This is a genomic window from Prescottella sp. GW823-FHT02E09 (assembly GCF_058797375.1).
Genome location: NZ_JBXAJP010000004.1, coordinates 97,319 through 110,881, shown reverse-complemented (window position 1 = coordinate 110,881; position 13,563 = coordinate 97,319). Strand labels below are relative to the sequence as shown.

Below are 13,563 nucleotides of genomic sequence, written 5' to 3'. Positions count from 1 at the left end.
CCGCGCGCTGTCCGGTCCGTCAGTTCTCGCCGCGCGGCTTGCGCAGCGCGAACCACAGGCCGCCACCGAAGACGACGACGCCCGCGCCGACGAGTCCCCAGACCAGCAGGTTCGGTCCGGAGTCGTCGCTGCCGGTCTCGTTCTGTCCGTTGACCTTCTGGCCCGGCGTGCCGGTGCCCTCCTGGGTGAGGGTGAACACCCGGGTGCCGCTGACGGGGTGGCCGTCGGCGGAGGTCACCCGGAAGGCCATCGTGTACTCGCCGACCGGGCCGAGGCCGTCGAGTGGGACGCTGACGCTGTCGCCCTGGACCGTCGGGTCGCCCTTGGACCACAGGTTGCCGTCCGGGCCGACGACGGTGAGCGACGCGAACTTCTCCTGCAGCGCCTCGTTGAACGTGACCGTGACCCGTTCCGGGGCGGTCGCGATCTGCGCCGCGTTCTCGGGGGTGCTGGACACGACTGCCGAGTGCGCGGACGCGGTGCCGGCCCCCAGCATCGTCGCGAGCATCGCGACGAAGCCGACGGCGATGATGCGGAAGCGGTGGATCCTCTGCGCGGTCATGAGCGGCGGCTCCGGATCGTCGCGCCGATGCCAAGGGCGGCGCCCAGTGCACCGAGGACCAGGCCGATGCCGCCCAGCCAGCGGGCGGTGGTGTCGGCGTTGTGGGTGGTCTCGTCGCCCGAGTCGGAGGTGTCGACGGCGGCGTGTGCGTGACCGGCGGTGCTGCCCGCGGCGAGCGTCAGTGTCGGGGCCGGCTTGTCCGGCTCGCTGCCGTCGGCGCCGGGCTTCTGATCCCACTGCACGACGGTGCCGTCGCTGTAGGTCTGGGTGGCGGGGAACTCCACGGAGCCCTGCTCGGGCAGCGGTCCGGCGGACAGCACGAACTGCTGGAACTGTCCGGGCCCGACACTCACGCCGGGATCGGCCGTCCACGTCACCGACGTCGCGGTGGCGGACGCCGGATCCTTCTGGACCGTCGAGGTCCAGCCGGGCAGCGGTTCGGTGCGCGCCGACTTCAGGTTCGGCAGCTGCACCGTCAGTGCGGTGGTGCCGGCGGTGTCGGATTCGGTGGGGACGCGGAAGGTGAGGACGGAGTAGCCGCCCTGCTCGGCGCCGGGTGCGGCGACGGAGACGTGCGCGGATGCCACGCCGGTGGCCAGCAGCAGCGCGCTGCCGGCGGCGCCCACCGTGAGGAGGGCGCGGGAGAGTGTTCTCTTCATTGCTCGGGTGTCGTTTCTGTGCGGGGGGATGCGATGGACGCGGATCACGCGTGCATCGGCGGCCCGCGCCGGGTCAGGCCGGCGGCCAGCACAGTCAGGCGGGGCGCGCGCCGGTTCAGCGGCCGCGGCAGCGACGTCGTGGTGGACTCGACGCCGGGGTTGGGCGGTGCCAGGACCGCCCGGACCACGCGGGTGATCGGCCCGTACAGGCGTTCGGCGCCGAGGACGAGAGCCGCGCACACGACGGTGGCCGCTGCGTGCGCGGCCAGCATCGCGGCGGCGGGCACCCCGTCGTGGGCATGCGCGTCCGACGCGAGCGTGAGCGCGAGGTGCCCGGCACCCTGCCCGGCCGCGAGCGCCGCGAGCAGTGCCGTGCGGCTGCGGGTCAGCACCGGCAGACCGCCGACGACCGTGCCGACGCCCGCGCACGACGCCAGCAGCAGCGTCAGGGCCGCCGAGTCGGGGAAACCACCGCCGGCGATGCCGTGTGCCGCGATGGCGAGCGCCGCAGCCAGCGCGCCCACCGCTCCGCCGCGGAGCGCGGCGGTCGGGGCGGGGCGGGTGACGGACACGGCGATCGGGTGGGACCGGTCAGCGGACGCCGAGGCGGGCCAGGATGTCGGCCTCGACGCCGTCGAGCTCGGCAGAGATCGCGTGATGGGCCTGCTTGCGGCGGGCCGGCGGCATCTGCTCGGCGGCGTTGACCGCGGTTCCGAGGTCGACGAGGCGGGCGCGGATCGCGGTCGCGAACTGCTGGGTCTCCGCGTCACCGGGGTGTCGGGTGACGATCTCGTCGACGGACTTCTCGGCGCCGGCGATGCGGGCGCTGAGCTTGGCACCGTGGCCGGTGTACTCGCCGAGCTGGTCGACGGCGATGCCCATCCGCTGCGCGCGCTGGGTGTCGAGCTGGCCGCGCAGGGCGGTCGCGCCGCGGTACGCGAGTGGCACCACGACGGGCGCGAGCAGGCGGGCGACGCCCATGTAGCGGCGCAGCTGAGCGACCGTCAGGCCCTTCTCCGCGGCCTTGACGGCCGCCTTCTCCTGGGCCTTCAGCGCCGAGATCTGGGCCTTGTCGACCTTCTTCTGGGCCTTCGAGTCCGACCGGTGCTTCTTGCGGTCGTTCTTGGCGCCGAGCTTGGCCTCGAGCTTGGCCTTGTGCTTGAGCGCCTTCGCCTCGGCCTTGCGCGTGGCGCGCCGCTTACGTTTCTTGAACAACCCCACTGGAAAGGCCCCTCCATCTGGTGTTTCGGCGCGGCGGCGGACTGCGTCACAGCATATCCGTGCTTGTTTATGCTCTGCCGCTTTCGGCTTTACCCTAGGTGAGCACATAATCTTCCACATCGTGTGTTCCCCGATCGGCCCGCAGGACGGCGCCGACACCGCTGACTCAGCGGCGTCGGCGAGACTCGGCGCCTCCCTGGTCCCCGTGCCCCCCGTGCTTCTCGAGCCGGGCGCGCTGACCCGGTGCCGCCATCGGGTCCACCTGGACGCCACCTACCCGGATCTGCTGGCGGACGCGCCCGAGAACACCGGCGTGAAGCAGCGGCAGGAGGCGGCGGCCGCGCAGCGCGAGGCGGTCCGGGTCCGGCTGATGGACGCCGACCCCGACGCGTGGGTGCGGATCGCGCCCGACGGGCCGGCCGGGCAGCGGGCCCGCGACACCCTCGACGCGTGCCGGGCCGGGGTCGCCAAGATCTGGGGCGCGATGCTGCCCGCCGAGCGCGACACCGGTCGGCGCGGCCGTGTCGAGATCCTGCTGCGCGACGTCGACCGCGGCGGCTACATCCCGGTGATCGTCGTCAACCACAAGGTCACCGATCCGGGTCGCGGCGCCACCACGTCGGGGCTGTTCGAGTGGGCTCCCGTCGTCGACGAGAAGCGCAAGGTACGCGCGCAGCTGCGCGATCAGATGCGGCTGGCGCAGGTGTACCGGATGCTCGAGCGGCACGACCTGGCCAGTCCCGCCCTGCTGGGCGGCGCCATCGGCTACGGCGCCGACTGTGTGCTGGTGCACGACCTGTCCACCGTCCTCGACGACTACGACGAGCGCTTCGCGGACCGCATCGCTGTCGCGCGCGGCGAGCTCGTGACGGTGCCGTCGCAGATCGGCGAGTGCCGCTCCTGCCCGTGGTGGTCCGGGTGTCGCGCGAAGCTCGAGGAGAGCCGCGACGTGTCCCTGGTCGCGAGCGGGTCGCGCGCCGACGTGCTCCGCGACCACGGCGTGACCACCATCGAGCAGCTGGCCGCGTGGGAGGGCGATCCCCCGGAGGAGTGGCCGCACAACTCGTTCCACGACACCGTCGTCACCGCGAAGGCATGGCTGTCGGGTGCGCCGCTGGTGCGGCGGCACGCGACGGTGACCGTGACCCGGGCCGACGTCGAGGTGGACGTCGACATGGAGAGCTACCAGGAGCACGGCGCCTACCTGTGGGGCACGCTGCTGAATATCGCCGGTACGTCGGTGTACCGCCCGTTCGTCAGCTGGGACCCGGTGCCGACGGTCGACGAGGCCCGGTCGTTCGCCGAGTTCTGGACGTGGCTCATGGCCGAGCGGGCCGGTGCCGCGGCTGTCGGGAAAACGTTTGCCGCCTACTGCTATTCACGGTCCGCCGAGGACAAGTGGCTGCTCGACTCTGCCCGCCGCTTCGCCGGCGCCCCGGGCATCCCCACCGTCGCCGAGATCCGCGAGTTCATCGACAGCCCGCAGTGGGTGGACATCTACCAGGCCGTCGGCGAGAACTTTGTGTGCCCGAACGGTAAGGGGCTCAAGAAGATTGCCCCCGTGGCCGGGTTCCACTGGCGCGATGCCGAGGCCAGCGGCGAGGCATCGATGAGCTGGTACCGCGAGGCCGTCGGCTACGACGGGGAGCCCGACCTGACCCAGCGGCAGCGCCTGCTCGAGTACAACGAGGACGACGTCGTCGCCACCAAGGTGTTGCGCGAGTGGATGTCCGACAGGGCGGTGGACGAGATCCCACACGAGTCGGAACTCCTCCCGAAACAGGGCATATCGGTCGAATTGGACTAAGAGCAGACCAGTTGTCACCGTTCGGGATTCGATGACGTCGACTCCTGAGCGGAGGTGGACACGCATGATTCTCGGTTCTCTCGGACTGACCCTGGCCAGCCTCGTCGGCGGCCCGCTGGGTGGTCTCGGCAGCCTCCCCGGCATCTGAGGTCCGAACGGCAACGCGTGCACCCCGGCCTGTGCGGCCGGCGCGCACGGGCCCTTTGCGATGAGTCTTCGGCGGGGTCCGGGTCTGTACCTGTGACAGCACCCCCACGAGACGGGAGATCCCCATGACCGCACAGTTGCCCGCCGCCGAAATCGACCGCCGGTACAGCGACGAGACCGCGCCGCCCTCCACGTGGACGCAGGTTACGGAGGCACTCGACGTCGCCGAGGTGTTCTGGCTGTCCACCGTCCGCTCCGACGGCCGACCGCACGTGACGCCGCTGATCGCGGTCCGGCTCGACGGGCGCATGCACTTCTGCACCGGGCCGGACGAGCAGAAGGCGCGCAACCTCTCCGGATCCGGCGCGTGCGTGCTGACGACCGGGTCGAATGCCCTCGGATCCGGACTGGACGTCGTGATCGAGGGAAGGGCGGTACGGGTCTCGGATCCCGAGTCGTTGACCTGCATCGCCGACGCCTACCGCGCGAAGTACGGGCCGGACTGGAGTTTCGACGTCTCGGACGGACAGTTCGTCAACACCGTCGGCGGACCGGCCACCGTGTTCCGCATCGAACCGGGCACCGTGCTCGCCTTCGCGAAAGGTGTGTACGCGCAGACTCGTTGGAGGTTCTGACCGCTCACATCTCCCACAGATCGGTGCTGCGAGGTCGAGGCAGCGTTGTACCAGGCGTTCGGCGTGGTCCATCTCGTCGTCGGGCAGCCACTACGGCAGCCCGGCCCCCATCAGCGGGTCGGTGTCGAACAGGTCCACTTCGCGGGCGGGGAGCGAGTGACCAGACGACGAAGCCCCGGGGCACTCGCCCCGGGGCTTCGGACTCAGTCGGCAATCAGTGCGCCGGGATACTCTCCGGCGTCGTCATCATCAGTGCGCGCTGCATGTCGGCCACGGTAGTAGTCGAATCAGCTACGCGCATCGACTTTTTCGTATCGTTACCGCGGCGCCATGCGCAGAGCGCCGTCCATGCGGATGGTTTCGCCGTTGAGGTAGTCGTGCTCGGCGAGGAACTGTGCCAGCTGCGCGTACTCGTCGGGCTTGCCGAGGCGAGACGGGAACGGGATGCCGGCCTCGAGGTTCTTGCGGTACTCGTCGGTGACGCCCGCGAGCATCGGGGTGTCGATGGTGCCGGGGGCGATGGTGTTGACCCGGATGCCGACCTGCGCCAGGTCGCGTGCGGCGGTGATCGTCATCGCGTGCACGCCACCCTTCGACGCGGTGTACGCGATCTGACCGATCTGGCCCTCGAACGCCGCCACCGATGCGGTGTTGACGATGAGGCCGCGCTGGCCCGAGTCGTCGACGGTCGGCAAGTGCTGCATCGCGTTCGCCGCCAGGCGCATCACGTTGAACGTGCCGAGCAGGTTGACGGTGATGACGGTGCGGAACAGTTCCAGGTCGTGCGGGCCGTTCTTGGACAGGATGCGGCCCGCCCAGCCGACACCGGCGCAGTTGACGACGGTGCGCAGCGGCACGCCCGACTCGGTGATCTGGTCGATCGCGGCCTGCACCTCGGCCTCGCTGGTGACGTCGGTGGGGATGAGGGTGACGCCGGCCGGGACGTTGTCCCCGGCGCGCTCGATGGACTGTGCCAGGTCCAGGCCGAAAACGGTGGCACCCGCGTCGGCGAAGCGCTTGGCGGTGGCGGCCCCGAGCCCGGAGGCCGCCCCGGTGATCAGTGCCGCAGTTCCCTGGATTTCCACTGCTGTTCCCCTTCGCTCCGGGTCGGCCCTCTTCGGCCGTCCGTGGTGATCTGCACCATAACGCGGGGTGGTTGGCGGCGCTGGGCCTGTGCTCACATAGGCCCGCCGGATGTCGCCGCGAGGTCGTGCCGGTGGGCCCACGCGGCGACGTCGCCGCGCTCGAGGGCGACCGCCAGCAGGTCCGGGAACCGGTCCGGGGTGCACGCGAACGCCGGAACACCCAGTGCGGCAAGTGCTGCCGCGTTGTCCCGGTCGAATGCCGGTGCTCCGTCGTCGGACAGGGCCAACAGCACCACCACCTGGACGCCGGCATCACGCATCGCGGCCACCCGCGAGAGCATCTCGGCGCGGATCCCGCCCTCGTACAGGTCGGAGATCAGCACGAACAACGACTCGGTGGGGCGGGTGATCAGCGACTGGCCGTAGGCGATCGCGCGGTTGATGTCGGTGCCGCCGCCCAACTGGGTGCCGAACAGCACGTCCACCGGGTCGGACAGCCTGTCGGTGAGGTCCACCACCGCCGTGTCGAAGACCACCAGCGACGTGCGCAGCGATCGCATCGATGCGAGGACCGCACCGAACACCGACGCGTACACCACGCTCGACGCCATCGACCCCGACTGGTCGATCGCCAGCACGACGTCGCGCTGCACCGCCTGCGACCGGCGGCCGTGGCCGATCAGCCGCTCCGGCACCACCGTCCGGTACTCCGGTAGATAGTGCTGCAGGTTCGCGCGGATCGTGCGGTGGAAATCCAGGTCGCGCAGTTTCGGGTTGGTGGTGCGCGCCGCCCGGTTCAGTGCCCCGGTCACGGCGGAGCGGGTCGCCCGGGCCAGACGCTCCTCGATGTCGCGCACCACCCGCTCCACCACGACCCGCGCGGTGGCCTTCGTGGTCTCCGGCATCACCCGGTTCAGGCTCAGCAGCGTCCCCACCAGGTGGACGTCCGGTTCGACGGCCTCGAGCAACTCCGGTTCGAGGAGCAGTTCGGTCAGCCCGAGCCGTTCCATCGCGTCCCGCTGCATCACCTGCACCACCGAGGTGGGGAAGTAGGTGCGGATGTCGCCGAGCCAGCGCGCCACCCGCGGTGCGGAACCGCCGAGGCCGGCACTGCGCCGGGGGTTTCCGTTCGCGGGCCCGCGGTCGTCGTACAGTGCGGACAGGGCCGCGTCCATCGCGGTGTCCGACGCCGACGCCAGCGCGCCGGTGGACTCCTCGGCGACGTCGCCGAGGAGCAGCCGCCAGCGGCGCATCCGTTCGTCGTCGATCGGTGTCGTCATGCCGGGACCCCCAGGATCAGGGCGGTGGCCGTCAGGGCACGACCGCCGCGGTCGGTGTCGAGGGCGAGGTCGGTGGCGGCGGCCCGCTGCCCATCGCGCAGGATCTCGCCGAGGGTGCGCCGTTCCGCGGGGCCGAACCCACCGAAGGTGCGGCGCAGCGCCGGCAGCGCGTCGAGGAACTCGTCGGCGTGCAGCCCGGACACCCACGCGTCGATCAGCGCGAGCAGGTCCCGGTCGTGGACGAGCAACAGCCCGCTCCCACCGGCGAACCCGTCGATCCACCGGGCCTTCGCCGCCGCCGCGACCCCGGCGGACAGCGCGCGCCCGACCCGGGCGGTGGTGTCGGCGGTGTCGAGGCGGCCCACGTCGCGCAGCAGCCGGACGGTGCGGCCGGTGAGCAGCCCGTCGACGTCGTCGCGCCCGGCCAGTGTCGTGAGGGTGTCCAGCCAGCGGTCGGTCGACGCCGGGTCGTCGCGCAGGGTGAGCGCGGCGTGGACGTCGTCGAGGGCGCCGCGCAGCGCGTCCGCCGCGTCGGCGTCGAGGCCGGTCACCGCGGCGGGCAGGCCCGCGCAGATCCGGACCACCAGCGCGTCGACGACGCGGTCGAGGGCGGACAGGTCGGTGCCGCGCACGTCCCCGTACCGGAGGGTGCGCACGAGCGGGGGCAGCGCCGCCATCAGGTGGGCGACGTCGTGGTCGAGCGCCGCCGCGGTGTCCACCGCGGCGAGCAGGTCCGCGACGGTGTCGCGCAGGTCGGCGAGCAGCGCCTGCTCGAGCAGGCCGGTGACCTCGGCCAGGGTGACGTCGGGCCTTGCGGACCGCTCACGCACCACCGCCTCCGCGGCGGTGACCACCGTGGTGCCCCACCGGGCGGCCTCGACCACCGACACCGCGAGTTCGGGACGCCATCGCAGTTTCCAGGACTCCCGGAACGTGCCGGTCGACCGCACCGAAGACTGGGCAGGCACCGCCCAGTCCACCTCGATCAACCGCAGCCGGTGCAGCAACTGGGACCGCTGCCGGTCGATGTCGGTGCGCAGATCCAGATCCAGATCCTTGTCGGTCGGGGAACGCTTGAGCCGCAACGACTTCGATCGGGACTGCAGATCGGCCTCGAGTGGCACCGTCGGGGTGGAGTCGGGGACATCGCCGAGGGATTCTCCGACCACCAGGCGCCGTGTCACCAGATCGAGCAGCAGGTCGTCACCGTCGCACAGCACCGCGCGGGTGGCCTCGGTGACCTCGGTCAGGCCCGGCAGCGGCCGATCCCGCAGTGCCGCCAGGGTGTCCGCGAGCCGGGTGGCCTCGATGACGTGGGCGCTCGACACCGGCAGGTCCTCGGTGCGCAGCACCCGCGCCACCCGGGTCAGCCATCGTGCGATCGTGTCGTCGGGGGCGGTGAACAGGTGCTCGTACCAGCCGGGGGAGACGATGCCCGCGCCGTAGCCGGACGCGACGGACAGCCGGGAGTGCGTCCACGGCACCCAGGTGAGCGAGGCCTTGAGCTTGGGCATCCCGCGCAGCAGTCGGGCGTCCGGGGCGGCCGGACCGAGGCGTCCGGCCAGGGCGGGTGCGTGCATCGCCCCGCACACCACCGCGATGCGCAGCGCTCCCGCCTTGATCGTCGCGCGCAGCACCTGCCGCATGTGCGCTTCGCGCCGCGCGGTGTGGTCGTCGAGTTCGACGCCGTCGCGCAGCGCCGCCATCGCCTCGGTGATCGCGTCGAACGCCGAGGTCGGGTCGTCGTCACCGATGCCGTACTCGTCCGCGACTGCAGGGGAACGGGATTCGACGACGCTGTCCCACCACTGCTCGAAGTCGTCGTAGCCGGCCGCTGCCGCGAGCGCGGTCAGCGGATCGGGCCGGGTGGCCTCGTCGGCGGTGCGGTCCGCGGCGAGCGCGAGCGTCGCCGGGAGGTCGCAGAACCGCACGTCGGCGTCGTGGGCCACCGCCCAGCGCAGCGCCTGCCACTCCGGGGAGAACGCCGCCAGCGGCCAGAAGGCCGCGCGCGCAGGATCGTTCGTGGCATACCCGAGCAGGGCCACCGGCGGTCGCATCCCGTCCTCCGCGGCCAGCGGGACGAGGGCGTCGGCGTCCGCCGGCCCCTCGATGAGCACCGTGTCGGGCTCGAACGCGGTGAGCGCGCGCAGGACCGCCCGCGCGGACCCGGGCCCGTGGTGGCGGATGCCGAACACCCGCACCTGCGCCCCGGCGGTCGCGGTGGTCACCCGGCCACCTCGCGGCACGCCCGGTAGAAGTCGTCCCACTCGGTGCGGTGGCGCACCACGGCCTCGAGGTACTCCGTCCACACCACCCGGTCGGCCACCGGGTCCTTGAGGACGGAGCCGAGGATGCCGGCGGCGATGTCCGCCGGGCGCAGGATGCCGTCCCCGAAGTGGGCGGCCAGCGCCAGACCGTTGGTCACCACGGAAATCGCCTCGGCGGTCGACAGCGTGCCCGACGGAGACTTGACCTTGGTGCGACCGTCGGCGGTGACACCGTCGCGCAGTTCCCGGAACACGGTCACGACGCGGCGGATCTCCTCCGCGGCAGCGGGTACCGGCGGCAGTTCCAGTGCGGCGCCGAGCTGTTCGACGCGGCGGACCACGATCGCGACCTCGTCGTCGGCGCTCGCAGGCAGCGGCAGCACGACGGTGTTGAAGCGGCGGCGCAGCGCCGACGACAGATCGTTGACGCCGCGGTCGCGGTCGTTGGCGGTGGCGATCACGTTGAAGCCCTTCGCCGCCTGCACCTCGGTCCCGAGCTCCGGTACGGGCAGGGTCTTCTCCGACAGGATCGTGATGAGCGCGTCCTGCACGTCGGCGGGGATGCGGGTCAGTTCCTCGACCCGGGCGATGGCGCCGTCACGCATCGCGGTCATCACCGGCGACGGCACCACCGCGGCGGGGGACGGTCCCTCGGCAAGCAGTCGGGCGTAGTTCCAGCCGTAGCGGACCGCCTCCTCGGCGGTGCCGGCGGTGCCCTGCACCAGCCGCGTCGACTCGCCGGAGATCGCCGCGGCCAGATGTTCGGACACCCACGTCTTCGCGGTGCCGGGCACACCGAGCAGGAGCAGCGCCCGGTCGGTGGCCAGGGTCGCGACGGCCACTTCCATCAGCCGTCGCGGGCCGATGTACTTCGGGGTGATCACGGTGCCGTCGGCCAGGGTGCCACCGAGCAGGTACGTCACCACCGCGTGCGGCGACAGCCGCCACGACGGCGGGCGCGGGCGGTCGTCGGCCGCAGCGAGCGCCGCGAGTTCGTGCGCGTACTGCTGCTCGGCGTGGGGGCGCAGCAGCACAGGCTCGGTGGTCTCGGTGGTCAGGGTGTCGGTCACGTCAGCTCCTGGTGAAGGTGTCGGCGATGGGTGAGGATGTCGGCGGCGGCGGCGAACAGTGCCAGGCGGTCGAGGTCCCCGGCCCGGGTCGCGGCGTCGGACAGCACCGACTCGAACTCGAACGGCGCGCGGTGCCCGAGCAGGTCCACCGGGTGCCGGACCTCGGCCGTCCGGTCCCGGGACGCGTACACCGCCCGGAGCACCGCGGCGGTCACGTCGTGCGGCCACGGGGCGGGCAGCGCCTCGAGCAGGCTCGCGTCCGGCAGCGCCCCGTCGGGGGTGGCGAGCAGGTGCGCGACGACGACGTCGCGCGGCAGGTGCGCGGCCACCGGCGCGGTGACGGTGCCCTCGCGGCGCAGCAACGCCACCGCCCAGGCGGGGTCGCGCTGCGCGGCGACGGCCGCCGACCACGCGTGCTCGAGCTCCGACCTGAACGGTTCGGCCACCGTCAGACGCGGCAGATCCTGTGTGGTGACACCGATCTCGGTCCACACCGAAAGCGGTGCGGACTGCACGGCCAGGGTCAACACGACGTCCGGGTGCCGCGCGATGCGGTCGTCGAGGCCGTCCCGCTGGGCGCCGTCGTCGAGGCGGTCGGGCAGGGCCACGGTGACCACGCCGTCGGCGACGTCGATCCACTCCCGCAGGCGCTGCGCCATCCGCCGCCCGTACGCGGATTCCGGCAGATGACGCAGCACTTCCGCCGCCGCCTGCCGGACGCGTTGACTGCGGTCGTCGAGGGCCTGCTCGAGCAGTGGTTCGTCGGCGGGTCCGAGGCGGTCGGCCAACGCGGTCGCCAGGGCGGCGCGCATGTCGGCGTTCTCGGATCGCCAGCCGGACGTCAGCAGCGCGGTCGCCGCGGCCGGGTCGGTGCGCCGCAACGTCGCGAACCATCGCCGCCGGACGGCGGGGGTGCCGTGCCGCCAGTCCTCGTCGTCGCTCGGGTCCGGCTCGAGCAGCGGCGCCCACTCGGGGTTGCGGGCGGCGAGCCACTGCCCACGCGGCCCGGCGAGCGCGACCAACTGCTCCCGGTTCGCGATGAGGCGGACCGCGGCGTCGAGCACGTAGACGACCATCGCCGGTGGGGCTCGGAAACCCGCTGCGGCATCGAACCATTCGGGCAGCAACGAAGAGTCGACGACAAGCAGGGAGCGTAGACGTGCTGCCGCCGCCTCCGGTAGCAGCGGCCGCGGATCGTCGGGTGCGGGCGCCGGTACCGATACCGAAGTGGGGCCGCTCGCCCCGGCGAGGAACGCCGACTCCAGCGCCGCCGCTGCGAGCAGGGTCGGGGCCGGGTCGCCGTCGAGGGACGCTGCCGCGGCTGCGGCGTGCAGGCCGGACAGTGGCGTCGTCGATCGTGCTGTCCCGAGAAGTGCTGTTGCCGTGAGGGACTCCGGGTAGGGGCGGATCATGCGGCGATCACCGTGCCGGCATCGAACACGGATGCGGGCAGCAGCGCGGTGCCGTCCCAGTCGCCGCACACGGTGACCGGGTGGCCGCCGGAGACGGCGAGCAGTTGCCAGCATGCGGTGTCGTCGCCGCCCACCGGGAGGGCGCGTCCGGCGCGGTCGACGACGTGCCAGGTCCCCGCGGTGACGGTGGGGGTGACGTCGGCGAGGAGCATCGGCCACGAGCGGATCCACGGGTCCGCGGCGAGCGCGGCGGTGTAGCCGTCGAGCGCGGTGACCGGGTCGGCGGCGTCGGGCAGGGTGGTGAACGGTTCCGGAGCCGAGTGCTGGGTGCCCAGCTGTGCACGTAGCGGAGCGGCCCCGGGGTAGTAGTGCACGTCGGCGTCGATGAGCGTTCCCGGAATCGGTGCAGCCGTAGCGAATTGGGCGCTGCCGTGGGCGAAGTCGAGAAGCAGGGCCCAGCGGCCGGAATCGCGTCCACGCAGCCACGCCCGACGGGTGACCAGACGCCCCTCGTCGGCGGTGCGGACCGCGAGTACCTGCCAGCGGTCCCGGACGGCGGGCTGTGCGCGCACCTCGTCGGCGCGCACGGGGACCCCGAGATGCGTCAGCACCGAGCGATTCAGCGGCTCCGGCAGCCGGTCGCGGTCCCGGAACGCGCGGATCAGCAGGTGCAGGCGCCCGTACGCGGCGAGCAGCGGTGCCGGCCAGTCCGGGTCGGTGGCGACGAGCGCCGGCAGGGCGCGCAGGGCGGCGGCCACACCCGGTGCCTGTGCGTCGACCATGCGGGCGGCGATCGTGTCGTAGGCGGCGGCGTCGTGGTCGACGGACCCCAGCCCGGCGACGATCCGGTCGGTCAGCCACCGGTCCAACTCGTCGAGGCCGGCGGCGATCCGCTCGGTGCGGCGCTCGGTGGCGGCCGGATCGGGTGCCGCCTTCGCGGGCGCCTCGGGCGTGGCCGAAGCGCGGGCGGCCCGGGAGGTGAGCCAGTCGGTGACGAACTCGGGGGCGTCGGCGATCGGCACGGCATCCTCGGACCAGCGCAGCAGCAGACCCACGGCGTGCTTGCAGGGGAACTTGCGGCTCGGGCACGAGCAGCGGTACGCGGGGCCGGTGAGGTCGACGGCCGCGAGGTACGGATTCTTGCCGCTGCCGCCACACGACCCCCACAGGGCGGTGTCGGTGCGGCCGGTGTCGGTCCATTTCGTCGCCAGACCACGCGCAGCCGACAGTGACGCCGCATCGGGCGCCGCGGCCGCGATCTGCGCGGAAGACCAGGGTTCTGTCACGTCAGCAAAACGTATGGCAGATCCCCGACATATTGCCAAGCGCGCAGGCTGTCCGTGGGCTTCGTCACGGAGGCCGCTACCGTGGTCGGCGAGTGTCCTGGGGAGGAGACATATGCAGTCGGGGGAAAATCA

Annotated in this window: 12 protein-coding genes; 2 read left to right on the top strand and 10 right to left on the bottom strand. The window is 72.4% G+C overall.

Going from position 1 to position 13,563, the window contains the following annotated elements; genetic code table 11:
- Window positions 1–19: 19 nt before the first annotated feature.
- The 4 genes from AC1RIF_RS11200 to AC1RIF_RS11185 are packed head-to-tail and all read right to left on the bottom strand — an operon-like array spanning window position 20 to window position 2,442.
- On the bottom strand, window positions 20–562 hold the full coding sequence (locus AC1RIF_RS11200; protein WP_492601444.1) for a copper resistance CopC family protein: 543 nt from the start codon (window positions 560–562) through the stop codon (window positions 20–22).
- Window positions 559–1,221: a YcnI family copper-binding membrane protein gene (locus tag AC1RIF_RS11195; RefSeq protein WP_492601443.1), complete on the bottom strand. Its 663-nt coding sequence runs from the start codon at window positions 1,219–1,221 to the stop codon at window positions 559–561. Before AC1RIF_RS11195 ends, AC1RIF_RS11200 begins: the two co-directional genes overlap by 4 nt.
- 44 nt (window positions 1,222–1,265) lie before the next feature.
- Complete coding sequence (locus AC1RIF_RS11190; protein WP_492601442.1) at window positions 1,266–1,793, bottom strand: hypothetical protein; 528 nt, start codon at window positions 1,791–1,793, stop codon at window positions 1,266–1,268.
- A gap of 19 nt (window positions 1,794–1,812) precedes the next feature.
- On the bottom strand, window positions 1,813–2,442 hold the full coding sequence (locus AC1RIF_RS11185; protein WP_492601441.1) for a DUF6474 family protein: 630 nt from the start codon (window positions 2,440–2,442) through the stop codon (window positions 1,813–1,815).
- 214 nt (window positions 2,443–2,656) lie between these two features.
- On the opposite strand from AC1RIF_RS11185, the gene AC1RIF_RS11180 reads away from it, so the two are divergent.
- Together AC1RIF_RS11180 and AC1RIF_RS11175 are read left to right on the top strand one after the other, a co-directional pair.
- A complete protein-coding gene (locus AC1RIF_RS11180) occupies window positions 2,657–4,249 on the top strand; it encodes a TM0106 family RecB-like putative nuclease (protein WP_492601869.1) in 1,593 nt (530 codons plus the stop codon).
- A 272-nt stretch (window positions 4,250–4,521) separates the two neighbouring features.
- On the top strand, window positions 4,522–5,031 hold the full coding sequence (locus AC1RIF_RS11175; protein ID WP_492601440.1) for a pyridoxamine 5'-phosphate oxidase family protein: 510 nt from the start codon (window positions 4,522–4,524) through the stop codon (window positions 5,029–5,031).
- A gap of 317 nt (window positions 5,032–5,348) precedes the next feature.
- Here AC1RIF_RS11175 and AC1RIF_RS11170 read toward each other — a convergent pair whose 3' ends face one another.
- The 6 genes from AC1RIF_RS11170 to AC1RIF_RS11145 all read right to left on the bottom strand — a co-directional run bounded on the left by AC1RIF_RS11170 (window position 5,349) and on the right by AC1RIF_RS11145 (window position 13,431).
- Window positions 5,349–6,116 (bottom strand): SDR family NAD(P)-dependent oxidoreductase, encoded by a 768-nt coding sequence (locus AC1RIF_RS11170; protein WP_492601439.1) that lies wholly within the window; start codon window positions 6,114–6,116, stop codon window positions 5,349–5,351.
- 92 nt (window positions 6,117–6,208) lie between these two features.
- Window positions 6,209–7,396, bottom strand: a complete 1,188-nt coding sequence (locus tag AC1RIF_RS11165) for a VWA domain-containing protein (protein ID WP_492601438.1) — start codon at window positions 7,394–7,396, stop codon at window positions 6,209–6,211.
- Window positions 7,393–9,624 (bottom strand): DUF5682 family protein, encoded by a 2,232-nt coding sequence (locus AC1RIF_RS11160; RefSeq protein ID WP_492601437.1) that lies wholly within the window; start codon window positions 9,622–9,624, stop codon window positions 7,393–7,395. The genes AC1RIF_RS11165 and AC1RIF_RS11160 overlap by 4 nt, the downstream gene beginning before the upstream one ends.
- Window positions 9,621–10,733: an ATP-binding protein gene (locus AC1RIF_RS11155; protein WP_492601436.1), complete on the bottom strand. Its 1,113-nt coding sequence runs from the start codon at window positions 10,731–10,733 to the stop codon at window positions 9,621–9,623. Before AC1RIF_RS11155 ends, AC1RIF_RS11160 begins: the two co-directional genes overlap by 4 nt.
- Window positions 10,730–12,145, bottom strand: coding sequence for a DUF5691 domain-containing protein (locus AC1RIF_RS11150; RefSeq protein ID WP_492601435.1), 1,416 nt, complete (start codon window positions 12,143–12,145; stop codon window positions 10,730–10,732). The genes AC1RIF_RS11155 and AC1RIF_RS11150 overlap by 4 nt, the downstream gene beginning before the upstream one ends.
- Entirely contained in the window at window positions 12,142–13,431 is a 1,290-nt protein-coding gene (locus tag AC1RIF_RS11145; RefSeq protein WP_492601434.1) for an SWIM zinc finger family protein, read from the bottom strand. Before AC1RIF_RS11145 ends, AC1RIF_RS11150 begins: the two co-directional genes overlap by 4 nt.
- Window positions 13,432–13,563: the final 132 nt, after the last annotated feature.